The sequence below is a fragment of the Aquimarina sp. RZ0 genome (genome assembly GCF_008370685.1).
GTDB lineage: Bacteria > Bacteroidota > Bacteroidia > Flavobacteriales > Flavobacteriaceae > Aquimarina.
Genome location: NZ_VTZU01000038.1, coordinates 46317 through 69823, shown reverse-complemented (window position 1 = coordinate 69823; position 23507 = coordinate 46317). Strand labels below are relative to the sequence as shown.

20 protein-coding genes are annotated in these 23507 nt (G+C 33.8%); 17 read left to right on the top strand and 3 right to left on the bottom strand.

The window, feature by feature from the left end; all coding sequences use genetic code 11:
* Window positions 1-212 precede the first annotated feature (212 nt).
* The 3 genes from F0000_RS27790 to F0000_RS15360 all read left to right on the top strand — a co-directional run bounded on the left by F0000_RS27790 (window position 213) and on the right by F0000_RS15360 (window position 4848).
* Window positions 213-380 (top strand): hypothetical protein, encoded by a 168-nt coding sequence (locus tag F0000_RS27790; protein ID WP_188112137.1) that lies wholly within the window; start codon window positions 213-215, stop codon window positions 378-380.
* An 89-nt stretch (window positions 381-469) separates the two neighbouring features.
* On the top strand, window positions 470-2968 hold the full coding sequence (locus tag F0000_RS15365; RefSeq protein WP_149625612.1) for a PIG-L family deacetylase: 2499 nt from the start codon (window positions 470-472) through the stop codon (window positions 2966-2968).
* A 173-nt stretch (window positions 2969-3141) separates the two neighbouring features.
* Window positions 3142-4848 (top strand): sodium:solute symporter, encoded by a 1707-nt coding sequence (locus F0000_RS15360; protein WP_149625611.1) that lies wholly within the window; start codon window positions 3142-3144, stop codon window positions 4846-4848.
* 38 nt (window positions 4849-4886) lie between these two features.
* Here F0000_RS15360 and F0000_RS15355 read toward each other — a convergent pair whose 3' ends face one another.
* Window positions 4887-5207 (bottom strand): hypothetical protein, encoded by a 321-nt coding sequence (locus tag F0000_RS15355; protein WP_149625610.1) that lies wholly within the window; start codon window positions 5205-5207, stop codon window positions 4887-4889.
* Between the two features lie 246 nt (window positions 5208-5453).
* Here F0000_RS15355 and F0000_RS15350 point away from each other — a divergent pair, with 246 nt between their 5' ends.
* Together F0000_RS15350 and F0000_RS15345 are read left to right on the top strand one after the other, a co-directional pair.
* Window positions 5454-6437 carry a Gfo/Idh/MocA family protein gene (locus F0000_RS15350; protein WP_188112136.1) on the top strand — a complete coding sequence of 328 codons (984 nt, stop codon included), beginning with the start codon at window positions 5454-5456 and terminating at the stop codon, window positions 6435-6437.
* 41 nt (window positions 6438-6478) lie between these two features.
* Window positions 6479-7669, top strand: a complete 1191-nt coding sequence (locus tag F0000_RS15345; RefSeq protein WP_149625609.1) for a DUF6786 family protein — start codon at window positions 6479-6481, stop codon at window positions 7667-7669.
* Between the two features lie 76 nt (window positions 7670-7745).
* Here F0000_RS15345 and F0000_RS15340 read toward each other — a convergent pair whose 3' ends face one another.
* Window positions 7746-8588, bottom strand: coding sequence for a DUF2911 domain-containing protein (locus tag F0000_RS15340; RefSeq protein ID WP_149625608.1), 843 nt, complete (start codon window positions 8586-8588; stop codon window positions 7746-7748).
* A 122-nt stretch (window positions 8589-8710) separates the two neighbouring features.
* Here F0000_RS15340 and F0000_RS15335 point away from each other — a divergent pair, with 122 nt between their 5' ends.
* The 6 genes from F0000_RS15335 (at window position 8711) to F0000_RS15310 (ending at window position 12957) form a co-directional block, all read left to right on the top strand.
* Window positions 8711-9373 (top strand): MIP/aquaporin family protein, encoded by a 663-nt coding sequence (locus tag F0000_RS15335; protein ID WP_149625607.1) that lies wholly within the window; start codon window positions 8711-8713, stop codon window positions 9371-9373.
* An 82-nt stretch (window positions 9374-9455) separates the two neighbouring features.
* Window positions 9456-9815 carry a hypothetical protein gene (locus F0000_RS15330; protein WP_149625606.1) on the top strand — a complete coding sequence of 120 codons (360 nt, stop codon included), beginning with the start codon at window positions 9456-9458 and terminating at the stop codon, window positions 9813-9815.
* Window positions 9816-9977: 162 nt separating this feature from the next.
* Window positions 9978-10472: an SRPBCC family protein gene (locus F0000_RS15325; protein ID WP_149625605.1), complete on the top strand. Its 495-nt coding sequence runs from the start codon at window positions 9978-9980 to the stop codon at window positions 10470-10472.
* 21 nt (window positions 10473-10493) lie between these two features.
* Window positions 10494-11192, top strand: coding sequence for an SDR family NAD(P)-dependent oxidoreductase (locus F0000_RS15320; RefSeq protein WP_149625604.1), 699 nt, complete (start codon window positions 10494-10496; stop codon window positions 11190-11192).
* A 3-nt stretch (window positions 11193-11195) separates the two neighbouring features.
* Window positions 11196-12509, top strand: coding sequence for a deoxyribodipyrimidine photo-lyase (locus tag F0000_RS15315; protein ID WP_149625603.1), 1314 nt, complete (start codon window positions 11196-11198; stop codon window positions 12507-12509).
* An 82-nt stretch (window positions 12510-12591) separates the two neighbouring features.
* The gene (locus F0000_RS15310) at window positions 12592-12957 is read left to right on the top strand and encodes a SnoaL-like domain-containing protein (RefSeq protein ID WP_149625602.1); all 366 of its coding nucleotides are present in this window, start codon (window positions 12592-12594) and stop codon (window positions 12955-12957) included.
* Between the two features lie 215 nt (window positions 12958-13172).
* On the opposite strand, the gene F0000_RS15305 is transcribed toward F0000_RS15310, so the two are convergent.
* Window positions 13173-14066: a LysR family transcriptional regulator gene (locus F0000_RS15305; protein ID WP_149625601.1), complete on the bottom strand. Its 894-nt coding sequence runs from the start codon at window positions 14064-14066 to the stop codon at window positions 13173-13175.
* Between the two features lie 81 nt (window positions 14067-14147).
* Here F0000_RS15305 and hutH point away from each other — a divergent pair, with 81 nt between their 5' ends.
* From hutH to F0000_RS15275, 6 genes are all read left to right on the top strand, one after another.
* Window positions 14148-15728 carry a histidine ammonia-lyase gene (hutH, locus tag F0000_RS15300; protein ID WP_149625600.1) on the top strand — a complete coding sequence of 527 codons (1581 nt, stop codon included), beginning with the start codon at window positions 14148-14150 and terminating at the stop codon, window positions 15726-15728.
* Between the two features lie 2 nt (window positions 15729-15730).
* Entirely contained in the window at window positions 15731-16978 is a 1248-nt protein-coding gene (gene hutI, locus F0000_RS15295; RefSeq protein ID WP_149625599.1) for an imidazolonepropionase, read from the top strand.
* Between the two features lie 68 nt (window positions 16979-17046).
* Complete coding sequence (locus F0000_RS15290) at window positions 17047-19050, top strand: urocanate hydratase (protein ID WP_149625598.1); 2004 nt, start codon at window positions 17047-17049, stop codon at window positions 19048-19050.
* A gap of 105 nt (window positions 19051-19155) precedes the next feature.
* Window positions 19156-20319: a hypothetical protein gene (locus F0000_RS15285; RefSeq protein WP_149625597.1), complete on the top strand. Its 1164-nt coding sequence runs from the start codon at window positions 19156-19158 to the stop codon at window positions 20317-20319.
* On the top strand, window positions 20319-21272 hold the full coding sequence (hutG, locus tag F0000_RS15280; protein ID WP_149625596.1) for a formimidoylglutamase: 954 nt from the start codon (window positions 20319-20321) through the stop codon (window positions 21270-21272). Before F0000_RS15285 ends, hutG begins: the two co-directional genes overlap by 1 nt.
* A gap of 876 nt (window positions 21273-22148) precedes the next feature.
* Window positions 22149-23384: an ABC transporter permease gene (locus tag F0000_RS15275; protein WP_149625595.1), complete on the top strand. Its 1236-nt coding sequence runs from the start codon at window positions 22149-22151 to the stop codon at window positions 23382-23384.
* Window positions 23385-23507 lie beyond the last annotated feature (123 nt).

Sequence of the window (23507 nt, the reverse complement as noted above, 5' to 3'; positions counted from 1 at the left end):
CTTTTTCCTTTCTACTTCGTTTAAAAAATAAACCGTAGCTATAGCTATGCTTGATTTTTTTGCCTTGCATAAAGAAAAAATAATTCAATGAATTTATACGAATTTTTTAATCACAAATCGTATTACTGGCATTTATAATAGCATTATTCTGGAAAAGTATTGTTGATATTACTGTTATAGGCGCTGCATTGCGTATGACACTTTCTGTAGCCATGATTTATGTAATAGGAAATAAAGAAAACAGCGGTCGGTTTATAGCCAGTGCCTTAGGTGGTGCTTTGGGATTAATCATCGGAGTATTCGTTTTTGGTCCCAACCCTGTGATTGCAATTACAGTACTTACAGGTTCTTTACTGGGATTAATTTACAAATCAACATAGTCTTGTTAAAGTATCCTTAAACATAAATACTGAGGGGTTTATCTTTTTATATTTGAGCATTCACTCAAAACTAGCATTAATATAATACTATGCGAAAATTACTTTTTGTATTCATTTTTACCCTTGCGGCTGTATCAGTAAATACAGCGCAACAACCTCAAAAATTAAATTCGGCAGAAATTCATGAGGCAATTAAAAAATTAAACTTTTTAGGATCTGTATTATATGTAGCTGCACATCCAGATGATGAAAATACAAGATTGATTTCATACATGGCTAATCAGGTAAAAGCCAGAACAGCTTATTTATCACTTACCAGAGGAGATGGAGGACAAAACCTAATTGGTCCGGAAATTAGAGAACTTCTTGGAGTGATAAGAACACAAGAGCTACTTGCTGCTCGTCGAACCGACGGTGGGGAGCAATTGTTTACACGTGCAAATGATTTTGGATATTCTAAACATCCTGACGAAACACTCGCTATTTGGGATAAAAAAGAAGTTCTAAGTGATGTTATATGGGCTATTCGAAAATTTCAACCCGATGTAATCATTAATCGTTTTAATCATAGAACTCCTGGAAGTACTCACGGTCATCACACTTCTTCTGCAATGTTAAGCGTAGAAGCCTTTGATATGGTTGCCGATAAAAACATATATCCGGAACAGCTGAAATATGTAAATACCTGGCAACCTAAACGATTATTTTTTAATACTTCCTGGTGGTTTTATGGCAGCCGTGAAAATTTTGAAAAAGCAGATAAATCCAACTTCTTGAATTTTGATATCGGTGTTTACTATCCTACCATAGGGCTCTCAAATACAGAAATTGCTTCTTTGAGCCGCAGCCAACATAAGTCACAAGGGTTTGGAAGTACTGGTACACGCGGAAAACAAACAGAATATATTGAGTTAATCAAAGGAGATTTACCAACGGATAAAACGAACATCTTCGAAGGAATCGATACTTCATGGAATCGTATAAAAGGAGGAAAAGCCATTGGAGATATTTTGTATACAGTTGAAAATAATTTTGACTTCTCTGCTCCATCTACTTCTATACCTCAATTAGTCAAAGCATATCAACTAATACAGCAATTAGACGATCAGCACTGGAAAAATATTAAAACTAAGGAGATTAAAAATATTATTGCTGCATCTATGGGTTTATACATAGAAGCTGTCACCACAGATGCCAATACTACTGCTAATAGTGATATAACAATTAATATAGAAGCAATTAATCGAGGTAATACTCCAATTGTTTTAAAATCTATTGAGGTATCTAGCTTGGGAATTTCTGAAAATAAGAGCATCAATCTAGATCCCAATATAAAGAAAACATATAAGCTAACAGGAAAAACACCGCCTAATGCAGCATATACAAGTCCTTATTGGTTAAAAGAAAAAGGTACACTCGGAATGTATAAGGTTGATGATCGACAATTAATCGGTACGCCAGAGACTAAACGGGAAACTACGGCAATTTTTGATGTCGAAATTGAAGGTATTTTAATCTCTTATGAAAAGAATATTGTCTATAAAACTAATGATCCCGTAAAAGGTGAAGTTTATAAACCTTTTGAGATCATTCCTGAGATATCTGTCGGCTTGGCGGATAAGGTAATTATTTTTGCCGATGGTACACCTAAGCAAATCCCGGTCAGGCTTACATCAGGAAATAATATTGTATCGGGTTCTGTATCTTTAGAAATTCCAACAGGATGGAAAGTCACTCCAAAAACATCTACATTCAATTTAAAACAGAAAGGGGAAGAAGAAATAGTATTTTTTACGGTTACTCCCCCCAACAATCAAAATGAAGGATATATTCATCCCATAGCTACTATAAATAAAAAAGAATATACAAATGAAGTTATCACCATCGACTATAATCACGTCCCTTTTCAGACTGTAGTTCTTCCTTCTCAGGCCAAAGTTGTAAGGTTGGATATACAAAAAAAAGGTCAGAATATAGGATATATTGAAGGAGCTGGTGATATTGTGCCCGAAAGTTTACAGCAAATAGGGTATAAAGTAACGACAATCCCACCTGAATCTATTTCTGAAGAAGTTTTAAAATCGTTTGATGCTATTGTTGTGGGTATCAGAGCGTATAATACAGTAGAAGAATTAAAATTTAAGCAACAATACCTTCTGAACTATGTAGAAAATGGAGGAAACCTTATTATACAATACAATACAAGCCATCGCTTGAAGGTAACCGATAATCTTGGCCCCTATCCAATAAAACTTTCCAGAGATAGGGTTACTGATGAAAACGCATCCATAACATTATTAGCCAAGGATCACCCAATTCTTAATAGTCCTAATAAAATTACCAATAAAGATTTTGAAGGATGGGTTCAGGAACGAGGTTTGTATTTTCCTAATGAATGGTCTGATGAATACACACCTATCATTTCTGCAAAGGATAAAGGTGAAACAGAAAAAAAAGGAGCTTTATTAGTTTCTAAATATGGCAAAGGGTATTATGTATATACTGGATTAAGTTTTTTTAGAGAATTCCCAGCGGGAGTATCAGGAGCATATCGCCTTTTTGCTAATATGTTGTCTTTAGGGAAATAATTAATCAGCTACGAATCAAGATTATAATTATGACTAAGTTACCAGAGAAAATTAAATGGAAAAAAATATATACTGCCTTGCTTATTGCCAATGCTATTTACATTTTGATCTTTTATCTAATAACCAGTAGCTTTTCATAAATATACTTATTAAACTAACATTATCATACTGATATGCAACTTATTGATTGGATTGTATTAGGTGGCACGCTACTCTTTATAGTTTTATATGGAGCTTGGAAAACCAAAGGAAGTGCCACAGTAAAAGATTATATCCGAGGTGGAAACCAGGCAAAATGGTGGACTATTGGCTTATCGGTTATGGCTACTCAGGCAAGTGCGATTACATTTCTCTCTACTCCCGGACAGGCGTTTCATGATGGAATGGGGTTTGCCCAATTCTATATAGGAATGCCAATTGCTATGATCATTATATGCATTGTTTTTATTCCATTATTCCATAGACTTAATGTCTATACTGCTTACGAATATCTCGAAAGCAGGTTTGATTTAAAAACAAGAACACTCACCGCTACCCTGTTTTTAATACAACGAGGTTTGGCCGCAGGTATTACCATCTTTGCTCCTTCTATAATCTTATCAGCAATTTTGGGATGGAATCTTACGATTCTCAACATCATCATTGGTTTACTGGTGATATGCTATACGGTATCTGGTGGTACAAAAGCTGTAAGTGTAACACAGAAATATCAAATGGGAATTATTTTTCTGGGTATGTTCGTTGCTTTTTTTATTATATTAAGCTACCTCCCAGATGGTATTACCTTTTCTAAAGCTTTGGATATTGCTGGAGCCAGTGGAAAAATGAATGTTATAGATTTTACGTTTACAAAAGAAAGTTTACTTCATAATAAGTATACATTTTGGAGTGGTATTATAGGAGGTACATTTTTATTCTTATCATATTTTGGTACAGATCAAAGCCAGGTGCAACGATATCTCTCTGGTAAATCTGTAAAAGAAAGCCAACTGGGACTTTTATTCAATGGTTTACTAAAAGTACCTATGCAATTTTTCATACTGCTTGTAGGTATCATGGTATTCGTTTTTTATCAGTTTAATCAAGCTCCATTAAATTTTAATCCCGCAGCCAAACAGGCAATTACCGCCTCTTCATACCATGAAGAATATACGGTTTTAGAAAATCAATTAGCAGACATACAAAAAGAGAAGAAAGACTTTATAAAAAACCATACAGACAAGAGTATCAGAAAATCCGAAGCAAAAGCTTTTATCAAACAACTGAATACTAAAGAAAGTAAAACTCGCGAGGCCGCAAAAGAATTAATCAGTAAAGCCAATCCCGAAATAGAAACGAATGATAAAGATTATGTTTTTATCCATTTTATACTAAACAACCTTCCCAAAGGGTTGATTGGATTATTATTAGCTGTGATTCTATCAGCCGCAATGTCATCTACTGCTTCAGAACTGAATGCCCTTGCTTCTACTACAGTAATCGATCTATATAAACGAAATGTTGAAGAAAAGAGTGAAAAACACTATGTACTGGCAACTATGTTTTTCACCTTTTTATGGGGAATGCTGGCTATTATTGTGGCCTGTTTTGCTAGCCTGTTCGAAAACCTTATTGAACTGGTCAACATCATTGGATCTATTTTTTATGGCAATGTCTTAGGCATCTTTTTACTAGCATTCTTTATTAAATTTGTGCAAAGCAATGCAACTTTTATTGCTGCATTAATTACACAGGTTTTTGTGACCTTTGGGTGGTACTATGATTGGATGCCCTATTTATGGTTAAACCTGTTTGGCTGTGCACTTGTAGTTGGAATTGCCTCAATACTGCAATCATTCATACCCACCAAGCCCAAGCCGTTAACACCTGAATTAGAATAATGAGTAAACCCAGAAAAGCGTTTTAAAAAACTAACTAATTAATGATGAACAATAGCTTCTGTCTGATAAGAAGTAAGGTTTTTCTGGAATTTATTATATGATTTCATTACTCCGTTAATTTCATCGCCAATAATTTTTGAGTATACAACAGAGTCAGTAATTTTATCGATTGCTTGTTTTAATTCACGACCATAATCATCAAGTTTCATATATTGTTCGTGCATATCGGGAGTACACGGTTCACAACGGTAAGAATGTAACTCACATAATAGAGAAGAAAGTTCATTTTTCATGCGGCTTAGTCGTAAAGAATCCGGCTCTCTGTTTATGATTTTTTTTGTAGCGTTTTGAATTTCCATATGGTATCGGTTTTTGAAGTCAGTTTAATAATTTAAGAAAATACCATCAAAAATCCTAATATATACACCTATGCTAAAAACGATTTACGTTTATTCTAAAATATTAAACAATTTTATGGTTAATATTAAAAAAAATAATGAAAAAACCATATCTATATAGCATACAGTAGTTTACGTATATACCATACTAGCTATTGTCAAAAATAAGCACATAATTTGGTACGAATACATCAAAAAATAAAAACTATGAGTCAAAAAGAAAGTATAAATTGGGGAATTCTGGGTTGTGGTAAAATTGCACATAAATTTGCAGAAGATCTTATGACAATTCACAATGCTTCACTATATGCAGTTGCAAGTAGGGATCAAAAAAAAGCTATGCGTTTTGCAAAAATATACAATACTTCAATTTATTATGGCGATTATAATGATCTTGTAACCGATCCACTAATAGATGTTATATATATTGCTACTCCTCATGTGTTTCATTATGATCATACATTATTGTGCTTAGGGCATAAAAAAGCAGTTTTATGTGAAAAACCTTTTGCGATGAATGAATATCAGGTAAAAGAAATGATAGCCGTTTCAAAAGAAAATCAGGTATTTCTTATGGAGGCATTATGGACTTACTTCTTACCTCATTACGAGTATGTTTTAGAACTGATAAAATCTAATAAATTAGGGGCAGTAAAAAGCCTGAAAGCGGATTTTGGTTTTGCTAGTACATTTGATCCTGAAGGACGATTGTTTAACAAAAAGCTAGGAGGTGGAAGCCTTTTAGATGTCGGTATTTACCCTCTTTTTGCCGCCTTATCTTTGTTAGGGTTTCCAGAAGAAATAGCTGCAAAAGCAACTTTTGGAAAAACTGCTATTGATGAAAACTGCACCATGGAACTTACCTATAAAAATGAAATGAGCGCTTCTTTATATAGTTCAATTACAGAAGAAACCAAGACAGAGGCAATCATTGAACTTGAAAAAGGAACGATCACTATAAACAGCCGGTTTCATGAACCATCATCCATACACATCCAAGAACATAATAAAAAATCAGAACTATTAGAATTCCCTGTTCATACCAATGGCTATAATTTTGAAGCATTACACGTACAGGAAATGTTACAACAAGGCAATACAGAAAGTACAATTATGACTTTTGATAAAAGCCTTCAATTAATCCGGTTATTAGACAAAGTACGAGAAAAAATCAATTTGCAGTATGATTAATTTAAGCTTATTTGATACTTTTAAGATCTAACTTTAAAATTATGAAGCTAAAACTTATAAAAAGGATACTTTGTTTAATTATGGTATCAATTGTAATAATGAATTTTGACAGTACTACTAATAAAGGGACTTTTGGATATGATGTAGAACGTCTGCAAAAGGGCATTGATGATATTATTATTTTAAAATCCGAAGAAAGTCTGGTGGCAGTCTCTCCTTCTTTTCAAGCCCGAGTTTTTACCAGTAGCACTAATGGATTTAATGGAGTGAGCAGAGGCTGGATAAACTGGAAACTTCTAGACACTAAAAAGCACCTCAATTCATTTGCATATCTGGGAGGCGAAAGTCGCTTTTGGTTTGGACCTGAGTTTGGTGAGTATTCTATATTCTTCGATCCCGGGAAACCACAGCAATCAAAATATATGAGGGCTCCAAAAGATTTAGATTCAGTTAAGTTTAAAAAGACAACACAAACAAATACCTCTGTTACTGCTAATGGTACTATGACAATTACAAATACTAAAGGCACTAATTTTCATCTGGATATCGATAGAGAGATCTCGATACTAAATACCTCAGAAATTAATAAGGGATTAGGAATTTCGGTTCCAAAGGAGTTGTCAAAAGTTGCTTTTAGCGCTAAAACTAAAATAAAAAATATAGGATCACATGCCTGGAATAAAAAGTCAGGATTGTTGAGCATCTGGGAACTGGGTTGTAACCTAACAGCTTCTGATACTAAAGTGATTATCCCCTTACAAAAAGATGCTGATAGTATTATTTCATATTTTTCTCCTCTTACAAAAGAACGTCTTCGGATAAAAGATAAGGTTGCATATTTTAAAGGAGATGCCAAGCATGTAAGCAAAATTGGAATTTCACCACAATACACTAAAAATAGTATGGGTAGTTATTCTCCTTCCTTAAACCTGCTTAATATAGTAACCTTTACATTTGAAGATGAACAACTATATGTAAACTCTATTCCAGGGAATAGTACCCCTTATACTGGTGACGTGATTAATATTTTTAATGGAGATGTTAACGAGAAAAAAGAAGCTAACTGGCCATTTTATGAATTTGAATCTTCCTCTGCAGCAAAAGAATTAAAGGTTGGAGACATTTTACAACATATACAAACTACCTATCATTTTGAAGGTACTACAGAACAGTTGAATAGTATTGCGAAACAAGTTTTAGGCATACACTTAGATGAAATTCCAACTTTTTAAGTATTGAATCATTAAAAAAAGCTGACTTGGTATCAAGTCAGCTTTTTTTAATCGTAAAAATGAGAAAGGAAGTTTTTTATTTAGCTCCCCATTCTGCAAGAGAATCTTTATTTAGTTTTATATAATCAGCATTCCCTGCTTTTTCTGCTAATTCCAGAGAGGTTTTAGCCGCTTTTACAGCTCCTGCTTTATCTCCAGCTCCAGCATATATTAATGATTGTTGTCTATGAAACCAGAAAGCTGGTTTTTCTCGAGAAGAAATTGCCTTTTCGATGTGATCCTTTGCTTTTGCAAAATCTTTTTCATTCTTGTAAAAAACAGCAGCTTGATAATGATCATTCGATGATGGTCCTGCCATCGTTTTTTCTATACTAGCTAAAGCCATTTTTTTTGAAGGAACTTCTATCTTAATGGCAGCTTCGGTTTTTTCCCAAATAATGTTTAAATGTGCACTTTCGGGTGTAAAATCACTAAACATTAAAGTGAATGTTTCAACATTAAAAGGTAATTCATTTGGTTTTACAGAAATTTTGGCAACAGCCTTGGTATCATCCCATTCCTTTGGAGTCCCCCAATTGGTAGCATCATTATAAAAAATAACTTCCCAGTTTTCTTTCCCTGGTTTTGTAAAAATTGCATACGTACCTTCTTTAAGATCTTTACCTCCTACTTTGACAGCACTACTAAAAGTTATTTTTGTGTTTGCATTAGCTCCTGTTCTCCATAATTTATCAAAAGGAACCAGGTTTCCAAAAATCTTACGTCCTTTCATGCTCGGACGAGAATAAGCTACAGAAACATCAGTTAACCCTATTACCTGCTCTATTTTTGAGGTAGGACTGGGTTGAGGTACTTTTACCTGAGCTTCTATACCAATTGATATTAAAGCAGCAGATACAAATAAGATAATCTTTTTCATTGTGTTTAAATTTAGTCTGTTATTAGTAATACTTTATGACGAAATTAATAATAACGGCTGCATATAAGAGTTAACAAAAACTTAAAATAAGTAGTACTATATTTGTGATCATTTTCAAAACTATGAGACAAAAATATATATCAGAATTTATAGGAACTTTTGCCATGATATTCTGCGGAACAGGTGCTATGACAATAAATGAAATAACAGGTGGAGATGTTACTCATGTAGGGATTGCCGTAACCTGGGGGCTTATCGTTATGGCAATGATCTATTCTTTTGGGGATATTTCCGGAGCCCATTTTAATCCGGCAGTTACTATTGCATTTGCATATGCAAAAAAATTTGAATGGAAAGAAGTTCCTAAGTACATTATCGCACAATGTTTTGGAGCAATAGCTGCTAGTAGTGTCCTATTATTTTTATTTCCCGAAAGTGAATTTCTGGGAGGTACAATCCCATCTTTTGATGACTTGAGAGCTTTTGTTTTAGAACTATTACTTACCTACTTCTTAATGTTAGTGATCATTAATGTCTCAACAGGCTCTAAAGAAGTAGGAATGATGGCAGGAATTGCTATCGGAGGAGTGGTTCTACTAGAAGCAATGTTCGCCGGTCCTATGACAAATGCTTCTATGAACCCCGCAAGATCATTAGGTCCTGCATTAGTATCCAGACACTGGGAACATCAATGGCTCTATATGATAGCTCCAATAATTGGGGCATTATTAGCAGTATTAACCTGCAAATTAGTGAAGTCTGATAATTGTTGTAAGGAGTGTTGATACTTAAAATTAGAATTTCTCGTTCTAGCTTTAGAATTAATTCTATTTAACATATCTTTAAACATAAATTAAGATTCCCCCAATGGAGTTATATAATAATGATTTTTGCACAATGGAACTATATGATCGATTTGTGATAATTACGAATAAAGAAGGTACTATACTTACACTGGAAAAGGCAAATACAATAAGAAAAAAGCTGAAGAATTATTATGGAAATCAAAGCTTTCTGATGATTTCTATTAGAAAAGAAGCTAATAAAGTTTTAGAAGAAGTATATAAACAAGGACAGCTATCAAATATGAAAGGGATAGCAATTGTATCTGCTAATAATAATAAAGAAAGAGACAAGGCAATAGCAGAACAAAAACTATTCGATAAGTCTTTTGTCTTTTTTGATACAATAGATGAAGCAAAGTCTTGGGCAGAATCCTATTTCTAAACTGTTCCTGATTTGTTAAAAATCTATCGATCAATTTTATTTTGATAAAAAAATATTTTTATTCGAAAATAAAACTTTAGACGATTATTTTATTTTGTTTAACATTTTATACTTCAAGATTAAACAAAATGATTGTACTTTTATCTGAAACAAGGGTACAAAATGAAAATATATACATTAAAAGCTAAACAAAACCTTCCTATATCTGTTCAGGAAGCCTGGGATTTTTTATCTGACCCCAAAAACCTAAAGACCATAACTCCTGATTACATGGGCTTTGAGATTATTTCTGGTGCTGACAGGAACATGTATTCTGGTCAAATAATTCAATATATTGTTACTCCAATTGCCGGTATTAAAAATAAATGGGTAACAGAAATTACACACGCTGTGGATAAAGAATATTTTGTAGATGAGCAAAGGTTTGGTCCCTATGCACTTTGGCATCACAAACATTTTATTAAAGAAATCCCTGGTGGTGTGGAAATGGAGGATATTATCGACTACAAAGTACCTTTTGGTATTCTTGGGCAGTTAGTTCATCCTTTTATAGTAAAACCCAAACTAAAAGAGATATTTGAGTATCGTAAAAAGAAATTAGTAAAAATGTTTGGAACCTATGAACCCTCTGTAGATCATCAAATTCTGTTCACTTAAAAAATCTAATTAATTACAATAATGAGAAAAAATATACTATTAATAGGTGGTAGTCATGGTATCGGATTCGAAATTGCCTTAAAACTGTATCAAGATCATACCATTTATATAGCTTCCAGAACTTCAGAAAATCTTGGGAATATAGAAGTGACTCATATTCCCTATGATGCATCTACAGATACGATTGATACAGCTTTATTGCCAGAAACTATTGATGGCTTTGTGTATTGCCCCGGCAGTATAAATCTAAAACCATTCCAAATGCTTACGCCACAGGCTTTTGAAGAAGATATGCAAATAAATTTCATGTTTCTTGTTCGTATCATTCATACTATACTCCCTAATTTAAAAAATTCTGATCAAGCTAGTTTATTGTTTTTTAGTACAGTTGCTGTAAAAGTCGGAATGCCTTTTCATACCAGTATTGCCGCTGCCAAAGGTGCTATAGAAGGATTTGCGAAGGCACTGGCTGCAGAATTTGCTCCTAAATTCAGAGTCAATGTAATTGCTCCTTCCCTAACAGATACGTCGCTAGCTAAAAGATTATTAGGAAACGACAAAAAGAAGGAAATGATGAACGAGAGACATCCTCTCAAACGAGTTGGAAATGCTGATGATATTGCCAACATAGCTAAATTCCTATTAAGTGATGATAGCAGTTGGATCACTGGTCAGGTTATTGGAGTAGATGGTGGAATGTCTACATTAAATACGCATTAGGAAATGTCGCAACAGATACAACTATTTTGGTTTCGTCGAGACTTGAGAATAGAAGACAATATAGGATTAACACAGGCGCTGAAAAGTGGTATCCCCGTTTTACCAATTTTTATTTTTGATACAGAAATTTTAGACAAACTCCCAAAAGATGATGCGCGTGTATCTTTTATTTTTAACACATTACAAGATATAAATGAAGCGTTTAGAAAAAAATACAACAGCTCGTTAGCTATATTGTATGGAACTCCAGAGCAGATTTTCAAAAATTTAGTACAGAATGATAAATACACTATCACCTCTGTATATACTAATCGCGATTATGAACCTTATGCAATTCAGCGAGATTTAAAGATTAAAGAAATATTAAGTCCCGAAAACATAAATTTTTATACCTATAAAGATCAAGTCATTTTTGAAAAAGATGAAATCACAAAAAATGATGGAAACCCTTATGTCGTGTATACGCCGTATAAAAACAAGTGGAAAGAACATTTTGACGCTGATAAATTAAAAAAACATGATACCAAAAAGTTACTTGGTAATTTAATCAAAGATCAAAACCTCCCGAAAATCAGCCTATCAGCTATGGGGTTTACTAAATCTCATATTCAAGTGCTGGATTACAACATATCTGCAGAATTTATTCAAAATTATGAAGATACCAGAAACTTTCCTGCTCACAACAATGGTACGTCTAAACTAGCCCCTCACCTACGCTTCGGAACCATTAGCATCAGAAAAATAATGAAACAGGCAATTGCAGAAAAAAATGAAGTATTCTGGTCAGAACTGATCTGGCGAGAGTTTTTTATGCAAATTCTTTGGCATTTCCCACAAACAAAAGAAAAATCTTTTCGCCCTAAATATGATCGTATTGAATGGCTCAATAATGAAGAACATTTTGATCAATGGAAAAAAGGAAAAACCGGCTATCCACTGGTTGATGCGGGGATGAGAGAATTAAACGAAACAGGATATATGCATAATCGTGTGCGTATGTTAGTAGCCAGTTTTTTATGCAAACACCTCCTTATTGATTGGCGTTGGGGTGAAGCTTATTTTGCAGAAAAATTATTGGATTATGATATGTCAGCTAATGTTGGTAACTGGCAATGGGCTGCTGGCTCTGGTGTGGATGCTGCTCCATATTTTAGAATATTCAATCCCACAACCCAGGTAGCAAAATTTGATAAAGACTTACAATACATTCGTACTTGGATCAAAGATATCAATGAACTTACGTATCCGACTCCAATAGTAGAACATAAAATGGCCAGAGAGCGATGCCTCAAAATCTATAAACAAGCTGTAGGATAATCATAAATATAACATTTTTTTAAAATTAATGAATCCATGTTTTTTGTAATTTAACAATATAAATCAATAAATTTTAAAACGAATGAATACACAAGAAGTTGCTAATCGTTTAGTAGAGCTCTGCCGCATAGGTGAAAATATGCAAGCTATTAATGAATTATATGACCAAAATATTACAAGCAAGGAAATGCCAGGTGCTCCTAATCCTGTTGTCACAGGAAAAGATGCAGTCACAAAAAAAAGTCAGGACTGGTATACTACTGTAGAAGAATTTCACGGGAGCCAGATTTCTGATCCCATTGTAGCAGATACTCATTTTAGCTGTACAATGAAAATGGATTGTACCTTTAAAGAACAAGGTCGTATGGAAATCGAAGAACTTTGTGTATATCAGGTAAATAATGGAAAGATTACAGAAGAGCAATTTTTTTATAATATGCCTTCTTAAAATCATAATTTCAAAATCTAACTCTTATGACTTAACTTCATTATTCATATATATTAAGTCTTTATACTGAACTCATCTTGGCTTTTTATTTTTAACTGAAAATGAGTAGAAATTTGTCCAGATAAGACACTTTTTGTAGTCTATAGTAAGACTACAGACGAAAAAAGTAACGAAATATGGGCAAATTTTACCTATTTTTTAGGATATAGAAAAAGTCAAGATGGGTTCACCGACAAAAACTTACGGATCTTCTCTAAAACCGGATTCCTGTTATCTTCTTTCCAAATTGCAGACAATACTGCCTTTTGAGAAATATTGGGGATCTCCAGAAACTTTACATCCAGATCAAAACCATATTGTAGGGATGTAGGCACGATAGCAACCCCTAACCTATTCTCCACCAATTTAAAAATTGTATGCGCATGCACTGACTTATGAGAAACAATAGGTGTAAAACCCTGATCTTCGCAGATACTCATAATCTTATCGTAGTATATCGAACTATAATCTGAAGAAAACAAAATAAAGTGTTCCTCTGCTACTTGTGATACCCCTTTAAAATTATTCTCATTTAATTCGTGATCTTTTGGTACCACCAATGAAAAAGTATCTGTTTCTACTGGCATAATCTTTAGACCTTCTGGTACTCTGGATAATCTTACAAAACCTATATCCAGTTCATCTTTTATAATTCCTTTTACCTGATCATAATTAGACATTTCTTCCAGGCTAAACTTTATTTTAGGATATTCTTCATCCGTTCGTATCAAAAAATCCGGTATGACCGTCTGCATCGCTGAACCCAAAAAACCAATCCGCACCTCACCTTCGCTACCACTATCTATCAAATTTACTTGCCTTATCGTAACGTCAATATGATTAAAGATATAATCTACTTCTTTTTTCAGGTACTCGCCAGCTGCTGTTAAGCTAACCTTTCTTTTATTCCTAATGAATAGTGAAGCGCCAATAATTTGTTCCATTTGCTTAATCTGCCTACTCAGACCTGGTTGCGAAATAAATAGTCTTTCTGCAGCTTTTCTAAAATGTAATTCTTCTGCTACCGCCAAAAAATAAATAAAGTGTCTTAATTCTAATTGATACCTCATAGTTATTAATCATTGATAAAATAAGTATTTATAATTATCAAAAATACAAAGTATCTTTAGGCTGTACAAATAAAAAGTATAATGTCTAAAACGATACATCATTTCCTATACGGAGAACATCATCTCACAGCCGGGATAGCTTTAAAAATTGCTCGTGGAGAAATAAAAGGTATTATTTCTGCAAATGCACGTATAAAAATAAGTAACAATAGACAGGTGGTGGATAATATCGTAGACAAAGGCAATCCTGTATATGGAATCAATACTGGGTTTGGACCGTTATGTACTACTCTGATCTCTAAAGATGAGACCAAAATTTTACAGTCAAATATATTAAAAAGCCATAGTGTTGGTGTTGGAGATCCAATTGATATCGAAATCGCTAAGCTCATGTTAATTCTTAAATTACAGTCATTATCCAAAGGATACTCGGGCATCGCAGAAAGCACACTCGACAGGATACTTTGGCATATAGACAATAATGCAATTCCCATAGTTCCCTCACAAGGTTCTGTGGGGGCTTCTGGAGATTTGGCGCCTTTATCGCATTTATTTCTTCCTCTAATCGGCTTAGGAACAGTGTCATATCAAAATAAGGTGATTACCACCAGACAGCTTTTTAAAAATACAGGCTTAGACCACCTGAATCTAGGTCCTAAAGAAGGACTGGCACTAATTAATGGAACACAATTTATAGCTGCACATGCAGTCAAAATCATAGAAAAATTACATAGCTGTCTTTCGCAGGCAGATATTATTGGTGCGATGATGATAGAAGGTCTTCAGGGATCTGTAAAACCTTTTTTCAGAGAATTACATAAGTTACGCCCTTTCAAAGGAAATATCCACGTAGCCTCCAGAGTAAAATCATTACTTAAAGGTTCTGAAATTATGGAGGATCATATTGATTGTGATCGTGTTCAGGATCCATACTCATTACGATGTATCCCACAAGTACACGGAGCCTCCAGAAATGCATGGTTACACCTTAAAGAATTAGTAGAAATTGAATTAAACTCTGTAACAGACAATCCTGTTATTATTGATGAAGAATTAACGATCAGCGGTGGTAGTTTTCACGGACAACCCTTGGCAATGGCTATCGATTATGCCTGTTTGGCAGCTTCAGAAATAGGTAATATTTCTGATAGGAGAATATATCTTGCCCTGGAAGGTAATTCACCAGGAGTACCCAAATTACTAATGAATGATACCGGTATCAACTCCGGGTATATGATTTTACAATACACAACTGCAGCATTAGCAAGTGAAAATAAAGGATTATGTTTTCCTGCCAGTGCCGATAGTATCCCTACTTCACTAGGTCAGGAAGATCACGTAAGTATGGGATCTATTGGCGGCAGAAAGGCTCTCAAAGTACTAGAAAACATCGAAAAGATATTAGCCATAGAATTATTAACTGCTGCTCAGGCTTTTGAATTTAGAAAACCCTTGAAATCTGGTATTATATTAGATGAAATTCATAGAACTATCAGAAAAGAAGTACCTTTTGCTAAAGAAGATCGGGTTTTTGCCGATGATATCAAAAAAGGTATCAATATAATACAAGAAAAGAAAATCATTTCTATAGCCAATACAGTAATTAAAAAAGAGAATTTATCGTTAGAAACTAAATTCTCTCACGAATTCGAAACCTATTAATTATGATACAATATAAACTTATAGGACCAATTACTCAATTGGTTAGTATGGATAATCTTCCATTCAAAGGGGCGATTAGGAATGATGAATTATCAAGTATAGAAAACGCTGGAATAGTAATAGAAGGTGAATATATTTATGCTATTGGTATATATTCTGAATTAAAAGAATTCATAGTAAACCTAGGCGCAGAAATCATAGAACTATCTTCTGAGCATGTTTGCTTACCTGGTTTTATAGACGCACATACACATATATGTTTTGCTGGATCCAGAGCTAATGATTATGCCATGCGTAACGAAGGGAGTTCCTATTTAGAAATTGCAAAAGCTGGAGGTGGAATTTGGGATACTGTAACCCAAACCAGAAAAGCTACCCAGCAAGAGCTCTCTCACTGTATTATGAAAAGAGCAAATTTATTACTCAAAAATGGAATTACCACCGTTGAAGTAAAAAGTGGTTATGGCTTATCAATTGATGAAGAACTAAAAATGTTAAGAGCCATTAAAGAAGCTAATTTAAATCTGGAGTCTGATTTGATACCTACTTGTCTTGCTGCACATATGCTACCTAAAGATTATACCGGTACTCATGAAATGTATCTCAATGAAATAACCTCTTCATTATTTCCTATGCTAAAAATGGAAAACCTAACCAATAGAATAGATGCTTTTGTAGAACAAAGTGCTTTTTCTGCTAAAAGTATATATCCTTATTTTTATAAAGCAAAAGAAATGGGGTTTGATATCACAGTACATGCGGATCAATTTACTGCTGGAGGCAGCGAAGTAGCCGTAAAGATAGGAGCTGTAAGTGCTGACCACCTGGAAGCTAGTACAGATAATGAAATAAAAAAAATAGCAGAAAGTAACACAATATCTGTAGCATTGCCTGGAGCTTCTATTGGTTTAGGACACTCTTTCACTCCTGCTCGCAAAATTTTAGATGCCGGTGGATCTTTAGCAATAGCAAGTGATTGGAATCCCGGATCAGCGCCCATGGGAGATCTTTTATCACAAGCTAGTATTTTAGGAACTTTTGAAAAACTGAGCAATGCAGAAATATTTGCTGGCATTACGTACAGAGCTGCTGCAGCTCTTATGCTAAAAGATCGGGGAGTATTAGCACCAAAAATGTTAGCAGATTTTTGCCTCTTCCCAACAAACCACTACAACGAGATATTATACCATCAAGGTAAATTAACGCCATCACAAGTATGGAAACGTGGAGATTTAATATATGCAGAATAAAAAATGGACCTGACTATAGCAGCTCAAAAATTATTCTTTTTCCTTCTTTTTGTAAATAACTTATTTAAATGACTTTTAAAGAACAAATACTACTAGGCATTCCTAAAAAACTTCCTCCTAAAAAAAAAATGGACACCACACTAAATCGTGCCCCCAGGAGAAAACAAATATTGTCTAAAGCAGAAAAAAAATTAGCAATTAAAAATGCATTGCGATATTTTAAGGACACTTGGCATCAGGAGTTAGCAACCGAATTTTTAGAAGAATTAAATACAACAGGGCGTATATATATGTATCGATTCATCCCTGATTATATGATATATGCAAGATCTATAGATGAATATCCTGCAAAAAGCATACAGGCAGCAGGCATTATGTTGATGATACAAAACAATCTGGATCCTGCTGTGGCACAGCATCCGGCAGAATTGATAACCTATGGAGGCAATGGTGCCGTATTTCAGAATTGGGCGCAATACCTGCTTACAATGCAATATCTGGCTACAATGACTAATGAACAAACATTACATATATACTCAGGACACCCATTAGGGTTATTTCCTTCTTCTAAAGAAGCTCCAAGAATGATCATCACTAACGGAATGATGATTCCTAATTACTCCAAACCAGATGATTGGGAAAAATTTAATGCCTTAGGGGTTACACAGTATGGACAAATGACCGCAGGAAGTTATATGTATATTGGTCCTCAAGGAATCGTGCACGGGACTACGATTACAGTGATGAATGCATTTAGAAAAATACTAAAACCAGAAGAAAACCCCTCAGGAAAGATATTTTTAACCGCTGGTTTAGGTGGTATGAGCGGTGCACAACCGAAAGCTGGAAATATAGCCAAATGTATTACTGTATGTGCAGAAGTAAATCTTGATGCAGCAAATAAAAGACACCAACAAGGTTGGGTAGACGAAATAATCAATCATTTAGATCATCTCATACCCAGAGTAAAAAAAGCAATTCTATCTAAAGAGGTTGTGTCTATAGCCTATACCGGAAATATTGTGGATGTTTGGGAACGATTTTATGATGAAGATATTTTTGTGCATCTGGGATCAGATCAGACATCACTACACAATCCATGGTCTGGTGGTTACTATCCTGTTGGATTGAGTTACAAGGAATCAAATGAATTAATTGCTAATAACCCAAAGGCTTTTAAAACAAAAGTACAAGATTCTCTGAGAAGACAGGTAACAGCTATTAACAAACATACAGCCAGAGGTACCTATTTTTTTGACTATGGTAATGCTTTTTTACTAGAAGCCTCCCGGGCAGGAGCGGATGTAATGTCTCAAAACAAAATTGATTTCAGGTACCCATCCTATGTACAAGATATTCTGGGGCCTATGTGTTTTGATTATGGATTTGGTCCTTTCAGATGGGTTTGCACCTCAGGTAAAACAGAAGATCTGGACACAACGGATCAAATTGCTTTAAAAATACTACAAGAAATTAAAAACAAAGCTCCCGAGGAGATTCAGCAGCAAATGCAGGATAATATTACCTGGATCAAAGAGGCAAAACAACATGAACTTGTAGTGGGTTCGCAGGCAAGAATTTTATATGCAGATGCAGAAGGTAGAATAAAAATTGCAGAGGCATTTAATCAGGCTATAAAAACAAAAAAAATAACTGCTCCCATAGTACTAGGTAGAGATCATCATGATGTAAGTGGTACTGATTCCCCATATCGTGAAACCAGTAACATCTATGATGGCAGCAAATTCACAGCAGATATGGCGATACATAATGTAATTGGTGATAGTTTTAGAGGTGCAACCTGGGTTTCTATACATAATGGAGGTGGTGTTGGCTGGGGAGAAGTTATAAATGGTGGTTTTGGACTAGTATTAGATGGTTCTGATGATGCCTCCAGAAAACTTAAAAACATGCTGTTTTATGATGTAAATAATGGTATCTCCCGCAGAAGTTGGGCAAGAAATGAAGAAGCAATATTTGCTATCAAAAGAGAAATGCAACGCACACCACAATTAAAAATAACTATTCCTAATTTTGTTGAAAACATATTAATAGAAAAACTCAAAATATAATATTGAAGTTCATTTTTTTGATATTTTTAAATTAAATATTACTTAGTTATAAAAAATCATTACTATCTAATGTAATGATCACATTTAATCGTCATTATCTCAAAAATGAAAAATACCATAGAAAACCACAACAATCTTACTATAGTACTTGATGATTCTGCATCCAAGGATACTCATAAAAGCAACCTTGTTATTGATAAAAAACTCAAAAAAATAGAGCAGCTTAAAAAACAGATCTCAAGAATTAACAATACCATCAATACGGCAAAAAAATTATATGATCAATATATCGAGAAGGAAGACAAAAAGCTATTAGAACTAAAAGAGCAATTTATTATCAAACTTTATGAACGATTCAATCAAAAAGCATTCGCCTTGTGGCAAAAAGAAATGATAGAATCCAGAATATTAAATGAAGTAAACGAACTGTTTTCTCAAGGATATGAATCAGAAAAAATAGCTGAAATTCATGAAGAAATCACCCGATTGCAATCGGAAAATATGGATGATTTTGAAAAAGAAATGATGAATGAAATGGCAAAAGAGTATTTAAAGAATATGGGAGTGAACATTGATGAAGAGAATTTTAACTTTGAAGACTTTGCTAACCCAGAATTTAGAGAAAAATTCCAGCAAGATTACTCAGATCAACAGACACATGAATATCATAATTTTTATGAGCAGGAACAACAACAAAAGCATCGTGAACAACAGCAAAAAGTAAAAACGACTGATAAAGATTTTCAGAAGCTATATAAAACCCTGGTAAAAAAGGCACATCCGGATTTAGTAATTGATCCCTTAGAAAAAGAAAAGAGAGAAGAATGGATGAAAAAACTATCCTCAGCTTGGGAAGAACGTAATTATTATGAATTACTGGTATTACAAAAAGAGATAGATGCCGATAGTTCTACAGAAGTTTTTCTAAATAGTGGTCAATTAGAACCATTGATAAAACAGTTAAATGAAGAGATTAGTAAACTAGAAAGTGACAAATATCTATTAAAACATCACAATCCAGACACTTCATTTTATTATGAAAGTTTTCATGCACGATCAGAAAAAGGGATTCTGAAAAAAATTATGGAAGTTAAGGGAGAAATCCATAGTGAAATTGATGCTATAAAACAACAATATACCCGCTTAAAAACTCAAAAATCAACCAAAGAGTTATTATTAGAAATCAGAGATAGTATTAGTGGTTATCATTATGGAATGGTGAATACTCTGTTTCACAAAGGAGATATAGATGATGAATATCCATTCTAATGAACAATTATAAAAAAACAAACGCCACCCTATGGAATGGACGTACCTCTGGTAATCAATTGTATCTTCATGAAAAGATACAATTGATTGATCTCGAGAACGAGGAACTCCCTTATGCTGATGCTACATCCTTTTCTATTTTAGGGTATGCCTGTGATGAAGGCGTAAAAAGAAACCAAGGTAGAATTGGTGCGGCAGAAGGTCCGGATTGTATCAGAAAGATGTTATCCCCGCTCTCTAATCATTTTAGGGAGTATGTAAAAATTATAGATGCTGGAGACATTGTCTGTAATGTAAATGATCTGGAGTATACTCAAAGTTTTATGGCTAACAAAATAAGCCAACTGTTAACCAAAAAGTATTTTAATATCATTTTAGGTGGTGGTCACGATCTCGCATACGCGCACTATAACGGTATAAAAACATATACTCCCGATTCAATCATCGGAATTATAAATCTGGATGCGCATTTTGACTTACGAAAAATTACAACTCAAGGAAACTCAGGAACTCCTTTTTATCAAATTGCAAAAGAAAGTGATATTTTTAAATACCTCTGCCTTGGGATTCAACAAGAATCAAACACCAAAGAACTATACAAAACCGCAAAAGAGTATGATGTGAAATTTATAGAAAACACACACTATACATTATCAAATTCAGCAAGTATTAAAAAGGAGATTGATAATTTTGCGTCTGCTGTTGATTATCTATATTTAACCATTGATTTAGATGGGTTTTCATCTAGTCTGGCTCCTGGTGTGAGCGCACCATCTCCAATGGGGTTTTCGTTAGACATTGCATTAAAAAGTATAGCATGGATATGCGATACCAAGAAGCTTCTCTCTATGGATATTGTAGAATTAAATCCAAAATATGATATCGATCATTGTACTGCAAGACTGGCTGCAAGACTCATTTATTTTATTATGAACTCTATTTCTTCTAATTAATAAAGAGCTCTTGTTTTACTTATATCTTTCTATCTATCTGATCCTAAATAGACGATTTTCATAATTTGAAAGATTTTTGATGAGATTCAGACTTTATTTTTTGAAGTAGATACCATAGCATCAAATAATTAACAACAATACCAGTTGCGATTTGAATTTATACCATTTTTGCTTCAAAATCGAACTATTTTTTTATAATAAATACCTCGTGGGCTTGCCCCGAGCTAGTTTACTGGAATAACAAGTTCTTTTTTTACCTTAGTTTCAGAATAAAACTAAACCGTAGCCTTGCCATAAATTATATTATTTTTCATTGTTAAAAAGATGATAAAACCTGATAAACAAAACTTTATAATTAAGTTATAATTACTGTTTTGTTATCGATTTTATCTTTAGGTAAAGAATTATTTCGAGAACAAAAACTAGTGTATTTTTTAGATAATTTTGATATAAATATTAAGCAATTTTGTTACTAAAAATATAATTTGGATACTATGGAATATACCATTTTTTTAAGGAACTAAATCAAGTAAGCCAATTCACTTTTTTTGTGTTAATCGTGTACTGTATTCTATATTTTTCTTGCCATAATACAATGCACAATACCCCTGCGAGATTCCATCGCAGGGTTTCCTTGTTGTACCAATTCCTGCTTGAATTCAACTATTCAAATGTACTCTTTTCGCTTATGCTTCAAAATAAAAAGAGACCAGCTATGGATGCTTTAATTTTATTTTTTAGTCTAAAAAATAATAATACTGCCTTCTATTCAACTAATTTTAAAACAGAAATGATATAAACTGAAAATAAATTTCTATTTTAAGTAACTTTATGAACATTCTATAGTCTAACTATTACAAACTACTTGAATAATTTATGTTTTCACTGTTAAGAGAGAATATCCGTATTGCTTTGGATTCTATAAAAGGTCAGCTTTTAAGAACAATTCTGACTGTATTAATAATTGCCATTGGTATCACTGCCTTAGTTGGTATTCTTACATTTCTGGGAGCTCTGGAAAAGACAATTACTGGAGATTTTGCATCTATGGGAGCAAACACTTTTAATATACAGCAATATGAGTTTACAACGAGAGGTAACAGGAATCGAGAGAAAATAAATCCAATTATTAATTATCGTAATGTACGCCAGTTTAAGGACAAATTCAAGTATCCATTTTCTAAAACTTCTGTTTCTTTTACCGGTACCAGAAATGCCGAAGTAAAATATGAAAGTGAAAAGACAGACCCCGAAGTCTCTGTGCTGGGAATTAATGAAAATTATCTCGAGAATACAGGAACAGAGATTGAAAACGGAAGAAATTTCACTTTCTTTGATATTGAGAACAATAACAAAGTATGTTTGATTGGTTCTGACTTTAAAAAAAACTTATTTAAAAATACAACCTCAATCGATAAGACTATCAGTATCCGTGGGGTCAAATTCAGAATCATTGGTGTTTTAGAAAGCAAAGGTGCTACATTCAGAAATAATCAAGATCTTAGGGTGCTTATTCCTTTACAAGTAGCGCGTTCTATTTTTACCTTACCCAATATTAATTATAATATCAGTGTTAAGGTCGATGACAAACAATTTCTGGAAGGTGCTCAGGATCAAGCTATCGTTACGTTTAGAAATATTCGAGGATTGAATCCTGTAGAAGAAAATAACTTTGGGCTAGAGCGGAGTGATGACCTTATTAATAGAATTTCGAGCATCACAGGATATCTTTATTGGGCTGCATGGATCATAAGCATTATTACCATTTTTGGATCTTCTATTGCACTTATGAATATTATGTTAGTATCTGTTACAGAAAGAACTCGGGAAATAGGGGTTCGCAAAGCACTGGGCGCAAAAAAGCGTACGATTTCTGGTCAGTTTTTCTTAGAAACTGTTTTGATCGGACAATTGGGTGGGCTTATTGGTATCATACTTGGTATTATCGCAGGAGGCATTGCTGCGTATGCACTTGATTTTCCGTTTGCTGTTCCCTGGTTAGCTATTATCGCAGCCGTTATCACTTCATTCTTGACTGCGGTTGTTTCGGGGTCATATCCAGCTTTAAAAGCTGCAAAACAAGATCCCATCGAATCTTTACGGTATGAATAGATATTCAATTTTGTTGACAATAATATCATCTGAGAACTGATATTATTTGTATGATGACCGAATTGAATACACAAAAATTGACAACCATCAAACAATTACACTTTGCAAAAGCAAGTATTATAA